Here is a 17822-nt window from a genome sequence, read left to right as displayed (position 1 = left end):
TGAAAAACCAAGCGCCAGACACAACAGCGAATGAAAAGACAGTGACAGCGAACACCTCCGCCCCCGTTGCAGCAGCAACCACCCCCGCCGTGCTCGTCCTCGAAGACGGCCGGATCTTCCGCGGCAGCAGCTACGGCGCCACCGGCACCGCCCTCGGCGAAGCGGTCTTCGCGACCGGCATGACCGGCTACCAGGAGACCATCACGGACCCCTCCTACGCCCGCCAGCTCGTGGTCCAGACCGCGCCGCACATCGGCAACACCGGCGTGAACCGGGACGACGCCGAATCCCGCCGCATCTGGGTGGCCGGGTACATCGTCCGCGACGCCGCCCGTCGACCCTCCAACTGGCGCTCCGAACGCAGCCTCGATGAGGAACTCATCGACCAGGGCATCGTGGGCATCCAGGGCGTGGACACCCGCGCGATCACCCGGCACCTGCGCGAACACAAGACCATGCGCGCCGGCATCTTCTCCGGCGACGCGGCCCGCGCCACGGACAAGGAACTGGTGGACGCGGTGCTGGCCAGCGCCCCGATGGAAGGCGCCCGGCTGGCCGAGGAAGTCAGCGTCGACGCCGCCTACACCGTCGAACCCGCCGACTGGGGCTGGGACGGCGAACCGCGGTTCAGCATCGCCGCGATTGACCTTGGCATCAAACGGATGACCCCGATCCGCTTCGCCGAACGCGGCGTCCGGGTTCACGTGCTGTCTGCCACCGCCACCCTCGAGGATGTCAAGGCCGTCAACCCGGACGGTGTCTTCATGTCCAACGGCCCCGGCGATCCGGCCACCGCGGACAGCCAGGTCACCCTGCTGCGCTCGGTGCTGGACGCCAAGCTGCCGTACTTCGGCATCTGCTTCGGCAACCAGATCCTGGGCCGGGCCCTGGGCTTCGGTACCTACAAGCTCCGCTACGGCCACCGCGGGATCAACCAGCCGGTCCTGGACCGCCGCACCGGCAAGGTCGAAATCACCTCGCAGAACCACGGCTTCGCCGTCGATGCCCCGCTGGAAGGGGCCACCCGCGCCCCCGAAGAGCGCTTCGGCCGGGTCGAGGTCAGCCACGTCAGCCTCAACGACGACGTCGTCGAGGGCCTGTCCTGCCTGGACATCCCCGCCTTCTCCGTCCAGTACCACCCCGAGGCGGCCGCCGGCCCGCACGACGCGGCGTACCTCTTCGACCGCTTCATCGACCTGATGGCGGAGAACCAGCAGGCCGCCGCCGGCGCCGCCACCGCATCCACGACTGCCACCGCATCCAAGACTGAGGACAACAAGTAATGCCCAAGAGAACTGACCTCAAGAGCGTCATGGTCATCGGTTCCGGACCGATCGTGATCGGCCAGGCGGCCGAATTCGACTACTCCGGCACCCAGGCACTGCGCGTCCTCAAGGACGAAGGCCTGCGCGTCATCCTGGTCAACTCCAACCCGGCCACCATCATGACCGACCCCGAGTTCGCCGACGCCACCTACATCGAACCGATCACCCCCGAGGTGGTCGAGAAGATCATCGCCAAGGAACGCCCCGATGCGCTCCTGCCCACCCTGGGCGGCCAGACCGCACTCAACACCGCGATCGCGCTGGACAAGAACGGGGTACTGGAGAAGTACAACGTGGAGCTCATCGGCGCCAACATCGCCGCGATCGAACTCGGCGAGGACCGGGAAAAATTCAAGGGAGTCGTGGAGCGCTGCGGCGCCGAATCCGCCCGCAGCCACATCATCCACACCATCGACGAGGCCCTCACCGCGGCCGTTGACCTCGGCTACCCGATGGTCGTCCGGCCCTCCTTCACCATGGGCGGCCTGGGCTCCGGCCTCGCCTACGACGAGAACGACCTCCGCCGGATCGTCGGCCAGGGCCTGCAGTACAGCCCCACCACCGAGGTGCTGCTCGAAGAGAGCATCCTCGGCTGGAAGGAATACGAGCTCGAAATGATGCGGGACAAGAACGACAACGTCGTAGTGGTCTGCTCCATCGAGAACTTCGACCCGGTCGGCGTGCACACGGGCGACTCGATCACCGTCGCCCCGGCACTGACCCTCACGGACCGCGAATACCAGCGGCTCCGCGACATCTCGATCGCCGTCATCCGCGAAGTGGGCGTCGACACCGGCGGCTGCAACATCCAGTTCGCCGTCGAACCCGACACCGGCCGCGTCGTCGTGATCGAAATGAACCCGCGCGTCTCCCGCTCCTCGGCGCTGGCCTCCAAGGCCACCGGCTTCGCGATTGCCAAGATCGCCACCAAGCTCTCGCTCGGCTACACCCTGGACGAGATCCCGAACGACATCACGCAGAAGACGCCCGCCTCCTTCGAACCGACGCTCGACTATGTTGTGGTGAAGGTCCCGCGCTTCGCCTTCGAGAAATTCCCCGCCGCTGACCCCACCCTCACCACCACCATGAAGTCGGTGGGCGAGGCCATGGCGATCGGCCGTAACTTCACCGAAGCCCTGCAGAAGGCGCTGCGCTCCCTTGAGCAGAAGGGCTCCCAGCTGGACTTCGGCCCGGTCCCGGAATGGGAAGTCCCGGAACTGATCGAAAAGGCCAAGCGGCCCACCACCGAACGCCTGCACCAGGTCCAGCGCGCCCTGCTCGGCGGCGCCACCGTGGAGCAGCTCTTCGAAGCGACGAAAATCGACCCCTGGTACCTGGACCAGCTGCAGCTGCTGAACGAGATCTCCCAGGAGATCCGCGGCGCCAGCGCCCTGAGCCGTGAGATGCTGGAGCGCGCCAAGCGGCACGGCTTCTCCGACGAACAGATCGGCGCCCTGACGCACCACAGCGAAGACGTGGTCCGCGGCGTCCGGCAGGCCCTGGGGGTCCGCCCGGTCTACAAGACGGTGGACACCTGCGCGGCCGAGTTCGCGGCCTACACGCCGTACCACTACTCCTCCTATGACCTGGAGGACGAAGTGGAGCTGCACGCCAAGCCGTCCATCATCATCCTCGGCTCCGGGCCGAACCGGATCGGCCAGGGCATCGAATTCGATTACTCCTGCGTGCACGCCTCGTTGGCGCTGCGCAAGGCCGGCTACGAGACCGTGATGGTCAACTGCAACCCGGAGACAGTGTCCACCGACTACGACATCTCCACCAGGCTGTACTTCGAACCGCTCACTTTGGAGGACGTGCTCGAGGTCATCGCCGCCGAGGAACGCACCGGCGGCGTGATGGGCGTCTTCGTCCAGCTCGGCGGCCAGACGCCGCTGAAGCTTGCGCAGCAGCTCGCCGACGCCGGCGTGCCGATCCTCGGCACTTCACCGGAAGCCATCGACCTGGCCGAACACCGCGGCGAGTTCTCCCGGGTCCTGGACAACGCCGGACTGGTCGCGCCGAAGAACGGTACCGCAGTCTCCTTTGAGGACGCCAAGAAGATCGCCGATGAGATCGGCTACCCGGTCCTGGTCCGGCCGTCCTACGTCCTGGGCGGCCGCGGCATGGAGATCGTCTACGACGAGCCGAACCTCTCCCGCTACATCGCCAACGCCACCGAAATCACCTCGGACCACCCGGTCCTGATCGACCGGTTCCTCGAGGACGCCGTGGAGATCGACGTCGACGCCCTCTTTGACGGCACCGACCTGTACATCGGCGGCATCATGGAACACATCGAGGAAGCCGGGATCCACTCCGGTGACTCCGCCTGCGTGCTGCCCCCGATCACCCTGGGCAACAACGTGATCGACCGGGTCCGGACCGCGACGCGCGCCATTGCCGACGGCGTCGGCGTGCGGGGCCTGATCAACATCCAGTTCGCTCTCGCCTCCGACGTGCTGTACGTGCTCGAAGCCAACCCGCGCGCCTCCCGCACCGTACCGTTCGTGTCCAAGGCCACCGGCGTGCAGATGGCGAAGGCTGCCGCACTGATCGGCACCGGCGTCACCATCCACCAGCTCCGGAGCGCCTACAAGATGCTGCCCGAATCCGGCGACGGCTCCACGCTGCCTGTGGACGCCCCGGTGGCCGTCAAGGAGGCGGTCCTGCCGTTCAGCCGCTTCCGCACCCTTGAAGGCAAGGTCGTGGACTCCCTGCTGGGCCCGGAAATGCGCTCCACCGGCGAGGTCATGGGCATTGACAAGCACTTCGACACAGCGTTCGCCAAGAGCCAGGCGGCGGCCAACAACCCGCTCCCCACCGAGGGCAAGGTCTTCGTATCCGTCGCGAACCGGGACAAGCGCGCTTTCCTGATGGCGGTCAAGCGCCTCTCCGACCTCGGCTTCGAGATCGTCTCGACCGGCGGCACGGCCGACGTGCTGCGCCGCAACGGCCTTCAGGCCACCACGGTCCGCAAGGTCGCCGAAGGCTCCAGCGCCGAGGGCGAAGGCACCATCGCGGACCTGATCATCGCCGGTGAGATCGACATGGTCTTCAACACCCCCTCCGGTGGCGAAGCCCGCGGTGACGGCTATGAGATCCGGGCCGCCGCCACCTCGATCGGCATTCCCTGCATCACCACGGTGGCCGAGTTCAATGCGGCGGTCCAGGCCATCGAGGCCATGCGGACCTATGAATGGTCCGTCACCAGCCTGCAGGACCACGCCGCCGCCCTCGCAGCCTCACAGCAGGCCATGCAGGAGCGGGAAGCCGGGGCGGCGGAAACCGTCGAGCAGCATGCCTGATACGCGGGATGCCGCTCAGCCCGCCGGCCGGGAGTCCTTTGGCTCCCGGCTGGGCCGGGCCATGGCTGAGCGCGGACCGCTCTGCGTCGGCATCGACCCGCATCCTGCCCTGTTGCAGCGGTGGGGACTGGACGACGACGCCGCCGGGCTGGAGCGCTTCTCGCGCACCGTGCTCGAGGCGGTGGCCCCGCTCGCTGCCGCGGTCAAGCCGCAGGTGGCGTTGTACGAACGCCACGGCTCGGCCGGCATCGCGGTGCTGGAGCGTCTGCTGGCCGCGGCCGCGGCTGCCGGGGTCCTCAGCATCGCCGACGCCAAGCGCGGCGACATCGGCTCCACCATGGCGGCCTACGCGGACGCCTGGCTGCGGGACGGCTCAGCGCTGGCCGCGGACGCGGTCACCCTGAGCCCCTATCTCGGCTTCGAATCGCTCCGGCCGGCGCTGGACCTGGCCGCCGGGACCGGCCGGGGCGTCTTCGTCCTGGCCCTGACCTCGAACCCGGAAGGCGCGTCGGTGCAGCACGTCGGCGGCGCCGACTCGGTGGCGCGGCGGATTGCCGTCGCCGCCGCCGCCGAAAACCGCAGGTACGACGGCGCGCTGGGATCCGTGGGCCTGGTGGTCGGGGCGACCGTCGGTTCGGCGCTGACGGACCTCGGCGTGGACCTTGCCGCCGTCCGCGGACCGATTCTGGCACCCGGGCTCGGAGCGCAGGGCGCCACCGCGGACGACCTCCGCCGGACGTTCGGCGCCGCCTACGGCCAGGTCCTCGGCACGTCCAGCCGCGACATCCTGGCCGCCGGCCCGGCGCCCGCTGCCCTGCGCGACGCCGCCCTGCGCACCCGGGACGGGCTCCGCGCCGCGTAGCCCGTCCCGGAGGCGGCGCGGCGCCGGGCCGTCCATTGCTTTCCGGCGCCCCCAAACGGTAGGTTCAGGACACTACGCAGGGAGGACCCAGTGAGCTTGCGACCCCTCACACCGCAGGAGCGTTCCGACGCCCTGAAGAAGGCCGCGGCGGCGCGCACGGCACGGTCGGTGGCCAAAGAGCGGCTCAAGTCGGGGGAGCTGACCAGCGCGGAACTGCTCAGCGCGGGCGAGACCGACGAGGCGATCGCCCGGATGCGGGTGGTCGAACTGCTGGAGGCGCTGCCCGGGATCGGGCAGGTGCGCGCCGCGGCCATCATGGAGCGGCTCGGGATCGCGGCTTCCCGGCGGGTCCGGGGCCTTGGGGTCCACCAGCGCCGGGCGCTGGTAGATTTTATAGATGAGAAATAGCCCGGTCCGCCGGGCTGCCCCGAGCGTCCAAAGGAATATGTGAGCAAGAAACCGGGACTGACAGTCCTCGCCGGCCCGACGGCTGTCGGCAAAGGCACCGTGTCCACCTACATCCGGGACAACTATCCGGAAGTCTGGCTTTCCGTTTCGGCCACCACCCGCGCGCCGCGGCCCGGCGAGGTCGACGGGGTGCATTACTACTTCAAGTCCCAGGACGAGTTCGAATCCCTCGTCGCGGCCGGCGAATTCCTGGAGTGGGCCGTGGTGCACGGGCAGAACACCTACGGGACGCTGAAAAGCACGGTCGACGCCGCCATCGCCGAAGGCCGTTCGGTGCTCCTGGAGATCGATCTGCAGGGCGCACGCCAGGTGCGGCAGGCCGTCCCCGAGGCGCAGTTCGTCTTTCTGGCCCCGCCCAGCTGGGAAGAATTGGTGCGCCGGCTGGTCGGCCGCGGCACGGAATCCGCCGCGGAACAGCAGCGGCGGCTGGAAACCGGTAAAGTAGAACTAGCCGCTGAACCGGAGTTCGACCATACCGTCATCAATGATGACGTCCGTCGGGCAGCGGACGAGCTTGTTTCACTCATGGGGCTGACCCCGCACCCGCACTAACCGCAGGGTCGGATCGGCCCGCTAGAATTTGGAGAATTCGTGTCCACGAACCTTGAAGGCATCATCAACCCGCCGATCGACGAGCTGCTGAAGGCTGCCGATTCGAAGTACGGACTGGTGATTTTCGGCGCCAAGCGCGCCCGGCAGATCAACGCGTACTACGCCCAGCTGCACGAGGGCCTGTTCGAATACGTCGGCCCGCTGGTCGACACCAAGCTGAACGAGAAGTCGCTGTCGATCGCGCTGCGCGAGATCAACGAAGGCAAGCTGGTCTCCACTCCGATCGAAGCCCCGGCAGAGTAGCAACTCTGCCCCCTGACGGAGGTCACGTGCGCATAGTCCTCGGAGTCGGGGGAGGGATTGCCGCCTACAAGGTGGCGTCGCTCCTCCGGCTTTTTACTGAAGCAGGCCATGACGTCACCGTCATTCCCACCGAAGCCGCCACCCGGTTCGTTGGGGTTGCCACCTGGGAGGCCCTGTCCGGGCATCCGGTCAGCAACAGCGTTTTCGACGATGTGCACACGGTGAACCATGTCCGGCTGGGCCACGAGGCGGACCTGATCGTCATCGCCCCGGCCACGGCGGACCTGCTGGCCCGGGCGGCGGGCGGGCAGGCCAACGATCTGCTGACCAACACGCTGCTGATGGCGCGCGGACCGGTCCTCATGGCCCCGGCCATGCACACCGAAATGTGGCGGCACCCGGCGACCCAGGCCAACGTCGAGGCGTTGCGGAGCCGGGGCGTCACCGTCCTCGAACCCGCCACCGGCCGGCTCACCGGCAAAGACTCCGGACCGGGCCGGCTGCCCGAGCCCGAAGCCATCTTCACCGCCGCGCTGGCACTGGCGGGCGCCGCCGACGTCCCCGCGGTCCCCGGGCTGCCGGCACCGGACGCGCCCCCGGCTCCGGCTGAGCCCCGGCCGCTGGCCGGTCTCACCGTGACGGTCAGCGCCGGCGGCACCCGCGAACCCCTGGATCCCGTCCGGTTCCTCGGCAACCGCTCCTCCGGCAAGCAGGGGGTTGCCCTGGCCGTGGCCGCACAGGCCGCCGGCGCCCGGGTCCGGCTGCTGGCTGCGCACATGGACGTTCCCGCCCCCGACGGCGTCGACGTCGTGCGCGTCGAAACCGCGCTGGAACTGCGCGAGGCGGCACTGCACGCCGCGGCGGACTCCGACGTCATCATCATGGCCGCCGCCGTGGCGGACTTCCGTCCGGCCGACATTTCCGCAACCAAGATCAAAAAGCGGGATGACACCGCCGACCCGGTGATCACCCTGGTCCGCACCCCGGACATCCTGCGCGAACTCGTCGAGGTCCGGGACGTCGCGTCCCGGAACCAGCTCATTGTCGGGTTCGCGGCGGAGACCGGCGACGCCGACGGGGACGTCCTTGAATACGCGGCCGCCAAGCTGCGCCGCAAGGGCTGTGACCTGCTGGTGGTCAACCAGGTGGGAACGGACCGGGGCTTCGGCCAGGACCACAACGACGTAGTCATCCTTTCGCGAACCGGCTCCGAACCCCAAGAGGCGTCGGGGTCCAAGGCCGACGTCGCGGCTGCCGTCATTGACCGCGTCAGCGCCGAGTTGAGCCGGCTCGTCCCGCCGGTTTGAGCGCTGCGTAATTAAGCTCTCCCCGGCAAGGGGACCCAGGCCGCCGGTCGTCCGTTTTCGAACAAGTAAGGTAATTGAGTGACTTTACCGCTGCACATTCCAGATTTCCACGGGTCTGCGCCCGCCGCGCTCCGGCTTTTCACGTCCGAGTCGGTGACCGAAGGGCATCCCGACAAGATCTGCGACCAGATCAGCGACGCCATCCTCGACGCACTGTTGACGAAAGACCCCGAGTCCCGCGTTGCGGTCGAAACGCTGGCCACCACGGGCCTGGTGCACGTTGCCGGTGAAGTGACCACGGACGCGTATGTCGAAATTCCGCAGATCGTCCGCGAAACCATCCTCGGGATCGGTTACGACTCCTCGGCCAACGGCTTCGACGGCGCCCGCTGCGGGGTGTCCGTCTCGATCGGGCAGCAGTCCAACGACATTGCCGGCGGCGTGTTCAACTCGCTGGAGGCGCGCGAAGGCCGTCAGGAAGACGACTACGACCTGCAGGGCGCCGGCGACCAGGGCCTCATGTTCGGGTACGCCAGTGACGAGACCCCGTCCTACATGCCGGTCCCGATCTGGCTGGCGCACCGGTTGTCCGAACGCCTCACCGAGGTCCGCAAGTCGGGCCAGCTGGAGTACCTGCGGCCCGACGGCAAGACCCAGGTCACCGTGGGCTACGACGGCGACCGTCCGGTCTCGGTCGAGACCGTGGTGATCTCCAGCCAGCACGCCGAGGGCGCCAGCCTGGACCAGCTCCGCGCGGACCTGGCAGAGCACGTCGTCAACCCGGTCATGGCCCTGTCCAACCTGGACACCTCACGGGCCCGCAGCATCCTCAACCCGGCAGGCGCTTTCGTCATTGGCGGCCCGGTCGGCGATGCGGGACTGACCGGACGCAAGATCATCGTCGATACGTACGGCGGCATGGCCCGGCACGGCGGCGGCGCGTTCTCCGGCAAGGATCCGTCCAAGGTGGACCGCTCGGCGGCGTACGCGATGCGCTGGGTCGCCAAGAACGTGGTGGCAGCGGGTCTCGCCAAGCGCGCCGAAATCCAGATCGCCTATGCAATCGGGCAGGCCCGTCCCGTCGGCACCTACGTTGAGACCTTCGGCACCGAGACCGTTGACCCGGCCAGGATCAGCGCCGCGATTGCGGAGATCTTCGACCTGCGCCCCCGGGCCATCATCGACGCGTTGGACCTCAAGCGCCCGATCTATGCGAAGACGGCGGCCCACGGCCACTTCGGCCGCGAAGACCCCGATTTCACCTGGGAGCGCCTGGACCGGGTAGACGAACTGAAGGCGTTCTTTAACGCTTAGGGTCCGTGGCCGGCCGCCGAATGTCCGGGCCTCGTGATCTGCTGGAGCCAGGCCGCCGTCCGGTGGCCTGGCTCCAGCTTGTCACTGGTAACCGCCCGGGTGGGCGCTGCCGGGCACGAGAGGCCGCTGAAGGGAGGCAGATGCTGTGACTGAGCACCGTGGCGGCGCCGTGGCGCCGGATGAGCCACTCCAGCTCTCGCTGCTGCACGGCTTCCCCGCCTCCGCGGCGGCCGCGGGACCGGCGCTTGCCGCCGAGCTGCCGGTGGCCCGGGTCCTGCTGGAATCGTCGCTCCCGCACCTGGACCGGCCCTTCGACTACAGCGTGCCCGCCGAACTGGACACCGCTGCCCGGCCAGGGGTCCGGGTGAAGGTCAAGTTCAACGGCCAGGAACTGGGCGGCTACCTGCTCGAACGCACCGGCGGCTCCGAGGCGGGCCAGACTTTGGTGCCGCTGTACAAAGTCATCTCGCCGTTGCCGGTCCTGACCGGGCAGGTCTCCGAACTGGCCGCCCGGGTCGCCGCACGCTATGCCGGTACGGTCAGCGACGTGCTCCGCGTCGCCGTCCCGCCCCGGATGGCCAAACTGGAAAAAGAGTTCGCACCCGAAGGCGTGCTGGACCCGTCCCTTTTCGTCCCGGCCGAGGCAGCGGGACCGCTGCCCGCCGGGCCGCCGGCCGGGTGGCCGGACTACCGGAACGGCCCGGCCTTCCTGCAGCACCTGGCGGATGGCGGGTCTCCGCGGGCAGTGTTAAGCGCCTTGCAGGGGTTCGGCCCGGGTGGCTGGCCCCGGCTGGTGGCCGAAGCCGTCGCCACGGTCCGCCGCTCCGGCCGCGGCGCCGTCGTCGTGGTGCCGGACTACCGGGACCTGGACCGGGCCGAGGCCGCGCTGCTGGAATTGCTGCCCGCCGACGACGTCGCCCGGCTGAGCGCCGACGACGGCCCGACGCCGCGGTACCGGAACTACCTGCGCATCCTCAGCGGCGCGGCCGGCGTCGCTGTGGGCACCCGCTCCGCCGCCTACACCCCGGTCCGGAAGCTGGGCCTGGTGGTCTGCTGGGACGACGGCGATGACCTGCATATCGAACAGCGCTCCCCGTACGCCCACACGCGCGAGGTCCTCCTGCTTCGTGCCGCGCAGGAAGGCGCGGCCTGTCTGTTGGCCGGGCACGCCCGCAGCACCGAGACCCAGCGCCTGGTGGAGTCCGGCTGGGCCAGTGCGGTCGAGGCGCAGCGGGCGGTGGTGCGCCGCACCGTGCCACGCGTGCTGAACACCGCTGACAGCTTCGAGCAGGAACGTGACCCGCTGGCCAGGATCGCCCGGCTGCCCGCAGCCGCCTGGCGCGCCGCCAAGGAAGGCCTGGAACGTGGTCCCGTGCTTGTGCAGGTGGCCCGGGCCGGGTACGCGCCGTCACTGGCCTGCGAACGCTGCCGCGAACCGGCGCGCTGCACGGCCTGCAACGGGCCGCTGGCCATTTCCGGACCGTCCGGAAGCGCCGCGGTGCCCGTGTGCCGCTGGTGTTCCACCGCCGCACCCGGGTGGCGTTGCGTGCACTGCAACGGGGTACGGCTTCGCCGCGGAGCCACCGGCGCGCTCCGGACCGCCGAGGAACTGGGGCGGGCGTTCCCGGGCACCCCGGTGCTGCATTCCTCCGGCGACCGGGTCCTTGCCACTGTTCCGGCCACGAAGGCGCTGATCGTCGCCACCGTGGGGGCGGAGCCGGTGGCCGCCGACGGCTACGCGGCGGCACTGTTGCTCGATGGTGATTCGTTGCTGCGCCGCGAAAACCTCCGGGCGGGGGAGGACGCTGTCCGCCGGTGGTTCAACGCCGCGGCCCTGGTGCGCCCCGCCGCCGTCGGCGGGCTGGTGGTCATCACGGCCGAGGACACCGCCGGCGTCGGCGCGCTGCTGCGCTGGGATCCGGCCGGCTTCGCGGGCCGGGAGCTGGCCCTGCGGCAGGAGCTGTCGCTGCCGCCGGCGGTCCGGATTGCCACCATCACCGGTGGCAGGACCGCCGTCGGGCACTTTAGCCACGCCGTCGAGCAGTCGCTGGCGAAGCAGGGGATCGTGCTGCGCAGCGCCGGCCCCGCCCCGGTGGCCGGCGTTGGCGCCGCGCCGGCAGCAATCGGCGCGGCTGGTTCCGGCGCGGCCCCCGGCCGCGGTGGCAGCGCCCGGGAGAGCGGCGAAGACGTCCGGACCCTGCTGTTTATCCCGTACGCGCAGGCCGCCGCGGCCACCAAAACGATGCGCGCGGTCAAGGCTGCGGCGGCGGCCAAACGCACCGATGACCCCGTGCAACTGCGGCTCGACGGCGTCGACGTCCTCTAGCTCGACGTCCTGGGGCCGGGCCGTTTCGACGGTCCGCTGCGCGTTCGACGTCCGCGCCCGTCGAGTTGGCACGGAACCAACGAAACGGTGGCGCTTTTAGCCGCGTTGACGGGCCCTTTTACGACCGCGCAGTGCCACGGCCTCTTCGGCGACCGCGAGCAGCCTGCGGGCGGACTCATCCCAGCTGAACTCGGCGGCGCGCTGCACCGAACGGCCGGACCGGTCCTTCCAGAGCTCCTGGTCTTCCAATTCCCGGACCGCGGCGGCAAAGGCGGACGGGGAGTCCGGGGCGACGTAACTGACCGCGCTGCCGCCCACCTCACGGAAGATCGGGATGTCGCTGGCGATCACCGGTGTGCCGTGCGACATGGCCTCCACCAGCGGCAGCCCGTAACCCTCGGCCCTGGAGAGGCTCACCAGGGCGGTGGTCCGGGCCAGCAGGGCCTCGTATTCGGCGTCCGTCACGCCGTTGTGGAAGACGATATTCGCCTGGGCCGGCGCCAGCGCAACAAGCTCGGCCCGGCGTTCCGGAGTGATGCGGCTGAGCAGGTGCAGCGTCATCCCGGGCAGCTCCGCCATGCCACGGATCAACGTCTCGACATTTTTGTAGGGCATGAACGAACCCATGTACAGCAGCGTCGGGTCTGCGCCGGCACCCGGATCGCGCGGGGTGAGCCCAGGCTGCGGGGCGTTCCCCACGATCCGGACCGGCCGTTTGGTGAGCCGGTACTTCGCCATCAGCGCCTCGGTGGTCGAGCTGATGGTCGCAACGACGTCCGCCCGGTTCAGCAGTACCCGCTGCGGCCAAAAGGCCTTGTGATACAGCCGCCACAGTACGCGGACCGGAGCCGGGAGGAAGCCGGGGGGAGCCGGGTGCTCGTAATAGATCAGGTCGTGCAGGGTCAGCACCAGCGCATACTTCCGGCCCCAGCTGCCCATGGTCTGCATGGGGCACACCACCACGTCGGCCCCGATCTGGTTGACCTTGGCAGCAACGAACAGCTCGGCCGGGGACAGCGGGCTGTTTATCAGGGTGTAGGGGACCTCGGGCAACAGCGCCAGTTGACGGGTGTCGCTGATCAGCATCGAGACGTCGGCGATCTTCGCGGCGGCGGCAATGAGGCTGGCGCCGTAGCGGCTGATCCCGTCATGGTGGTCCAGCCGGGTGAAGCGGGCGTCAATCAGGATTCTCACGCAGCATGGCCTTTCAGGAATTCCCGGATGAAGCCGGCGGCGGCCTCCGGAGTTTCGTAATGGATCAGGTGCCCGACGCCGGGAATGACTTCCAGCGTTCCGTCCGGCAGCAGCGGCAGCAGTTTGTGCTGGTCCGGCAGGGCCGCGATTTCGTCCAGTTCGCCGGCCACCAGCAGGACGGGCAGGGTCAACCGCGGTGCCACCTCGGCGACGTTGCTGCCCACCGATGCCTTGAAGGCCTCGAGCAAGCTGTCCCGGTCGGCGAACGCGGAGAAATACGCGTTGTGCTGGTCGTGGACAAACTGCCGCAGCGCCTTGTCCCGGGTTTTGGCCATGGTTTCGCTCATCACCCGGACGATCAGCCGGTTGCGCAGCAGCGCATTCCCTACGCCGCGGGGGAGCCGTGCCGCCGCCTCGTAGTACAGCACCGCTGCCTTGGTCATCAGCCCTTTGGGCCCTTCCAGCGCCGGCGCGGCGATGGGGTTGACCAGGATCAGTTCGCTGACTGCACCCTGATGGTCCGCTACGAAGTGGCTCGCAACGATGGACCCGAACGAGTGTCCCAGCAGCACGGTGTCCGGTCCAAGCCCCAGCGCGGCCATGAAGTCAGCGACAAACCTGCCGTAACCGGCGACGCTGTGTCCGCCGGGCGGGAAAGCCCCGGAGGCACCGAAGCCGGGGAGGTCGGGCATGATGAGGCGCATCTCCGGCAGCTGGTCCGCGACCCGGAGCAGGCCGTGGTGGTCGCCGCGAAAGCCGTGGACCACCAGAATCGTCCGGGTGGCGGCGGTTTCGTGGAGCGGCTCGTACGTCCAGTACGCCACCCGGGTGCCGTGCAGGTCCACAGCCGCGGCGCTGCTGCGGGTTTCCAGGGCGGCGCTGAGCAGCGGAGTCCGGGGCAGGGGAGTCTGGGGAGAGGATCCGGTGGCCACACGTTCCATTCGTTCGGTCCTAGTTCACGTCGTCGGGGTTTGAACCGGTGCGGAAGCCGCGGTCCAGGGCAGCCAGGGCGTCCAGGTCCGTCGTGCTGAGGCTGAACCGGAAGATGTCGTGGTTCTCCCGGATCCTGGCTGACGAGCTGGCCTTGGGAATGACAACGTTGCCCAGCTCCAGATGCCAGCGCAGGATGATTTGCGCCGCGGTCCGCCGGTGCGCGGCGGCAAGCTCGAGCACTACCGGGTCCAGCAGTACCTGACCGCGGCCCAGCGGGCTCCAGGCCTCAGTGGTGATGCCCAGGGAAGCGTGCAGGGCGCGCAGTTCGGTCTGCTGCAGCCACGGGTGCAGTTCGATTTGATTGACGGCGGGAACAACCTCGGCGCCCTGGAGCAGGCGGCCCAGGTGCGCAGGCTGGAAATTCGAGACTCCGATGGCGCGCACCCTGCCTTCCCGGTACAGCAACTCGAGGGCGCGGTAGCTTTCGGTATAGAGCCCGCGCCGGGCGCAGGGCCAGTGGATCAGGTAGAGATCGACATACTCGAGCCCCAGTTGGGCGATGGAGGTGTCGAAGGCCCGCAGCGTCGCGTCGTAGCCCTGGTCGTCGTTCCATAGTTTTGTGGTGACGAACAGGTCATCCCTGGTCAGCGCCGGGTGCAGTTCACCGGACCCTCCGGCCGGGCCCTCAAACGCGGACAACGCCCCGATCGCCTTCCCGACGCCGGCCTCATTGCCGTACATCGCCGCAGTGTCAAAGTGGCGGTAGCCCGCCTCCAGGGCCGTGGTGACCAGCCCGGCAGCGTGCTCGGCGGGCACCTTGTAGAGCCCGAACCCCAGACGGTCCATCAGCACGCCGTTATTCAGGGTGAGCCGGGAGGGGATTCTCATAGCAACGACTCTACCCAGTCCAACCGCCGGTACGGGTGCAGGCCGGCGCGGACCGGCCGTCAGGACAGGCCCGGGCTGCCGACCAGGCGCCGGGCGGTGGCCTCGTCGAGGATCAGGTCGGTCGCCAGGCCGGCCGCCAGCGCGCCGCGCAGACCATTGATCTTGGACGCGCCGGACACTACGCAGATCCGCCGCCGGACCAGACGCAGCTGGGCCAAATCCGGACCCGTGGACCGCTCGTTGAGGGTGATTCCGTCCGACGAACCGTCGGCCCGGAAGAAGACTGTTGCGACGTCGCCGACGACGTCGGAGCCCGCCAGGATGCTCAGGTCGTCCTCATCCAGGTAGCCGCCGGCATAGACGTGGCTGGGATAGTCGGCGTCGACCGATCCGACCCCGAAGATGGCGATGCTCATCCGCGCCTGCAGGTCCAGGATGCGTTGCACGCTCCGTTCATTCCACATCGCCTTCTTGGTTTCGGCGTGGTCGAAGAAGGCCGGCACCGGGAACTGCTCCACCCTGGCGCCGTAGGCGCTGCCGAAGCGACGCATGATGTCCGAGGCGTAGGTGATGCCGGTGGTCTGCATGTTGCCGGCGCCGTTGAGCTGGACGATGGTGCTGTCGTGCGTGATCTTCCGGGTCAGGTGCCTGCTCACCGCACTGAGCGTTGACCCCCACGCCACCCCGATGATCGCGTTCGAATCGACCAGCGGCCCGATGGTCCGCGCTGCGTGCATGGCGACCCGGTCCAGTGTCTCGGCCTCATTGAGGGTGTCGACCACCGGGACAACGTGCACGTCCACCTTGTACTGGGCACGGATCATGCTCGCCAGTTCCGGTCCGGTATCCAGCGGGCTGCGGATCTGGATCTGGACCAGCCCGGAGTCACGGGCGGCTGCGAGCAGCCTGGACACCGTGGACCGCGAAGTGCGTAACTCCCGGGCGATGGCGTCCATTTTGAGGTCCTGGAGGTAATACAGCTGGGCCGCCCTGAGGGCGTCTGACTGGCGGGCCGGGGACATGCCACCTCCGATCTGCACGTATGTGCATAGAGCTTGACTCCATTTTCCATTACTCCAAAGAATAGTCTTGAACGGCGACGCGCCTGTGGCGCGGCGCGCAGAACCAAGCCCCAGGGAGCAGTTTTGGGAATGAAGGATTCGTCCGGCCATCCGGCATCGAACACGGCGCGCACCTCCGTTGAGCAGCTGCGGAACCGTCCGCACGCGCAAGTGCTGATCATCGGCGGTGGCATCAACGGAGTCGGAACCTTCCGCGACTTGGCCCTCCAGGGCGTCGACGTGGCCCTGGTCGAACGCGGCGACTTCTGCCAGGGCGCCAGCGGCGCATCCTCGCACATGATCCACGGCGGCATCCGGTACCTCGAAAACGGAGAATTCCGCCTGGTCCGGGAGTCCGTCGTCGAACGCAACAGGCTGCTGCGCATCGCCCCGCATTACGTCAAGCCGCTGCAGACCACCATTCCCATCTTCAGCACCTTCTCCGGCGTCCTCGCGGCGCCGTTGCGCTTCCTGACCCACAAGCAGCGGGGCGCGCCGAAGGAACGCGGCGCCTTCCTGATCAAGCTTGGCCTGAGCATCTACGACTCGTTCTCCCGGGACGGCGGAACGGTACCGCGCCACCAGTTCCGCGGCCGCAAACGTGCGCTGGCCGAACTGCCCCGGCTGCACCCTGGAATCAAGTACACCGCCACCTACTTTGACGCCTCCGTCCACAACCCCGAGCGGCTCACGCTGGACGTGCTCCAGGACGGCGAGAAAGCCGGGGAGGCGGCAGGCAACGGCGCCCGCGCCAGCAACTACCTTTCCCTCGTGTCCGCGGCGGACCCGAAGCCCGGGAACGGTACCTCCGGCCCCGCCCGGAACGGCGGCACCGTCACGCTCCGGGACGAAATCACCGGCGAGGTCTTCGATTTCAGCGCCGACGTCGTGGTGAACACGACCGGGGCGTGGGTGGACCTGACGAACCAGGCCATGGGCGCCGACACGGCCTTCATGGGCGGCACGAAGGGCTCGCACATCGTGCTGGACCACCCGGAACTGCTGCAGGCCTGCGCCGGGCGGGAAATCTTCTTCGAGCACACCGACGGCCGGATCGTGCTGATCTATCCAATGGGCGACCGCGTCCTGGTCGGCACCACCGACGTCGACGCCGACATGGCCGAGGACGCGGTCTGCACCGAGGACGAAATCGATTACTTTTTCGACCTCATCGGCCACGTGTTCCCGGACATCGCGGTCGCCCGCGAGCAGATCGTCTACACCTTCTCCGGGGTCCGTCCGCTGCCCCGGCACGACGCCACCCAGCCCGGATTCGTCAGCCGCGACTACCGGATTGAACGTCACGGTCCCGCGCGCACCGGCGGGGAAGCGAAGACCGCCGGCGCCGTGGTCCTCAGCCTGGTGGGCGGGAAATGGACCACCTTCCGCGCCCTGGCCGAACACCTCAGCAATGATGTCCTGGCCGAGCTCGGGATGCACCGGAAAGTTTCGACGGCTCAGCTCGCCATCGGCGGCGGCGCCGGCTTCCCGGACAGCGACGAGGGCGTCCAGCGGTGGATCAAGGCCCACATGGGCGCCGGCCGCGATGCGGACCGGACCGCCGGCCTGCTGACCCGCTACGGCACCCGTGCCGCGGATGTCATCGCCTTCCTCGACGCCGGAACTGACCGGCCATTGCACTCCACCCGTGAACTCAGCGTGCGGGAACTGGAATTCATGGCCCGGCACGAACAGCTCGGGCACCTGATCGACGTCCTGGTACGGCGGACCTCGCTCGCCTTCCGCGGCCTGGTCACCGGTGAGCTGCTGAACGAGGTGGCAGAGATCCTGGCCGCTCCGCTGGGCTGGGACGCGGCCGCGCGGACCGCCGAGATCAACCACGCCCAGGAGGTGCTTCGAAAGTTCCACGGCGTCCAGGTCCACAGCCTGGTCGCCTGAGCGAATGTATGCCCGGATGGGTTAGCCCGGGTGCACGGACTGCGGGGCCAGCGGGCCCGGCAGTGGCCGGCCGGCAACGCGAAAA

General features: G+C 68.7%; 14 protein-coding genes. 10 read left to right on the top strand and 4 right to left on the bottom strand.

Features of this window, described 5'->3' with window-relative positions:
* The first annotated feature begins 41 nt into the window (after positions 1–41).
* The 9 genes from carA to AC3ANP_RS14495 all read left to right on the top strand — a co-directional run bounded on the left by carA (position 42) and on the right by AC3ANP_RS14495 (position 11762).
* Positions 42–1283: a glutamine-hydrolyzing carbamoyl-phosphate synthase small subunit gene (carA, locus tag AC3ANP_RS14535; protein WP_488330856.1), complete on the top strand. Its 1242-nt coding sequence runs from the start codon at positions 42–44 to the stop codon at positions 1281–1283.
* Positions 1283–4630: a carbamoyl-phosphate synthase large subunit gene (gene carB / locus AC3ANP_RS14530; protein WP_488330855.1), complete on the top strand. Its 3348-nt coding sequence runs from the start codon at positions 1283–1285 to the stop codon at positions 4628–4630. Before carA ends, carB begins: the two co-directional genes overlap by 1 nt.
* Positions 4623–5492 (top strand): orotidine-5'-phosphate decarboxylase, encoded by an 870-nt coding sequence (gene pyrF, locus AC3ANP_RS14525; protein WP_488330854.1) that lies wholly within the window; start codon positions 4623–4625, stop codon positions 5490–5492. The genes carB and pyrF overlap by 8 nt, the downstream gene beginning before the upstream one ends.
* A gap of 90 nt (positions 5493–5582) precedes the next feature.
* Positions 5583–5900 (top strand): integration host factor, actinobacterial type, encoded by a 318-nt coding sequence (gene mihF / locus AC3ANP_RS14520; protein ID WP_488330853.1) that lies wholly within the window; start codon positions 5583–5585, stop codon positions 5898–5900.
* A 39-nt stretch (positions 5901–5939) separates the two neighbouring features.
* Positions 5940–6512, top strand: a complete 573-nt coding sequence (gmk, locus tag AC3ANP_RS14515; protein ID WP_488330852.1) for a guanylate kinase — start codon at positions 5940–5942, stop codon at positions 6510–6512.
* A gap of 39 nt (positions 6513–6551) precedes the next feature.
* Positions 6552–6815 carry a DNA-directed RNA polymerase subunit omega gene (gene rpoZ, locus AC3ANP_RS14510; protein WP_056739201.1) on the top strand — a complete coding sequence of 88 codons (264 nt, stop codon included), beginning with the start codon at positions 6552–6554 and terminating at the stop codon, positions 6813–6815.
* 26 nt (positions 6816–6841) lie between these two features.
* Positions 6842–8122 (top strand): bifunctional phosphopantothenoylcysteine decarboxylase/phosphopantothenate synthase, encoded by a 1281-nt coding sequence (locus tag AC3ANP_RS14505; RefSeq protein WP_488330851.1) that lies wholly within the window; start codon positions 6842–6844, stop codon positions 8120–8122.
* A gap of 78 nt (positions 8123–8200) precedes the next feature.
* Positions 8201–9436: a methionine adenosyltransferase gene (gene metK, locus AC3ANP_RS14500; RefSeq protein ID WP_488330850.1), complete on the top strand. Its 1236-nt coding sequence runs from the start codon at positions 8201–8203 to the stop codon at positions 9434–9436.
* Positions 9437–9581: 145 nt separating this feature from the next.
* Positions 9582–11762, top strand: a complete 2181-nt coding sequence (locus AC3ANP_RS14495; RefSeq protein WP_488330849.1) for a primosomal protein N' — start codon at positions 9582–9584, stop codon at positions 11760–11762.
* Between the two features lie 96 nt (positions 11763–11858).
* Here AC3ANP_RS14495 and AC3ANP_RS14490 read toward each other — a convergent pair whose 3' ends face one another.
* From AC3ANP_RS14490 to AC3ANP_RS14475, 4 genes are read right to left on the bottom strand one after another with little or no spacing between them, the layout of a single operon-like run.
* Positions 11859–12956, bottom strand: coding sequence for a glycosyltransferase family 4 protein (locus AC3ANP_RS14490; RefSeq protein WP_488330848.1), 1098 nt, complete (start codon positions 12954–12956; stop codon positions 11859–11861).
* Positions 12953–13897 carry an alpha/beta fold hydrolase gene (locus tag AC3ANP_RS14485; protein ID WP_488330847.1) on the bottom strand — a complete coding sequence of 315 codons (945 nt, stop codon included), beginning with the start codon at positions 13895–13897 and terminating at the stop codon, positions 12953–12955. The genes AC3ANP_RS14490 and AC3ANP_RS14485 overlap by 4 nt, the downstream gene beginning before the upstream one ends.
* Before the next feature lie 10 nt (positions 13898–13907).
* Positions 13908–14777, bottom strand: a complete 870-nt coding sequence (locus AC3ANP_RS14480; protein WP_488330846.1) for an aldo/keto reductase — start codon at positions 14775–14777, stop codon at positions 13908–13910.
* Positions 14778–14836: 59 nt separating this feature from the next.
* The gene (locus AC3ANP_RS14475) at positions 14837–15799 is read right to left on the bottom strand and encodes a sugar-binding transcriptional regulator (RefSeq protein WP_488330845.1); all 963 of its coding nucleotides are present in this window, start codon (positions 15797–15799) and stop codon (positions 14837–14839) included.
* Positions 15800–15928: 129 nt separating this feature from the next.
* On the opposite strand from AC3ANP_RS14475, the gene AC3ANP_RS14470 reads away from it, so the two are divergent.
* Entirely contained in the window at positions 15929–17737 is a 1809-nt protein-coding gene (locus AC3ANP_RS14470; protein WP_488330844.1) for a glycerol-3-phosphate dehydrogenase/oxidase, read from the top strand.
* Positions 17738–17822 lie beyond the last annotated feature (85 nt).

It is taken from the genome of Arthrobacter sp. JB02-1C, assembly GCF_057748045.1.
The sequence above is the reverse complement of the archived record's forward strand: the minus strand, read 5'-3'. Positions and strand labels throughout refer to the sequence as shown.

What these genes read in the sequence shown, in the direction of transcription:
- AC3ANP_RS14470 (WP_488330844.1), top strand. Translation starts at nt 15,929, where the DNA reads ATGAAGGATTCGTCCGGCCATCCGGCATCGAACACGGCGCGCACCTCC.
- AC3ANP_RS14480 (WP_488330846.1), bottom strand. Translation starts at nt 14,777, where the DNA reads ATGAGAATCCCCTCCCGGCTCACCCTGAATAACGGCGTGCTGATGGAC.
- pyrF (WP_488330854.1), top strand. Translation starts at nt 4,623, where the DNA reads ATGCCTGATACGCGGGATGCCGCTCAGCCCGCCGGCCGGGAGTCCTTT.
- AC3ANP_RS14475 (WP_488330845.1), bottom strand. Translation starts at nt 15,799, where the DNA reads ATGTCCCCGGCCCGCCAGTCAGACGCCCTCAGGGCGGCCCAGCTGTAT.
- carB (WP_488330855.1), top strand. Translation starts at nt 1,283, where the DNA reads ATGCCCAAGAGAACTGACCTCAAGAGCGTCATGGTCATCGGTTCCGGA.
- AC3ANP_RS14485 (WP_488330847.1), bottom strand. Translation starts at nt 13,897, where the DNA reads ATGGAACGTGTGGCCACCGGATCCTCTCCCCAGACTCCCCTGCCCCGG.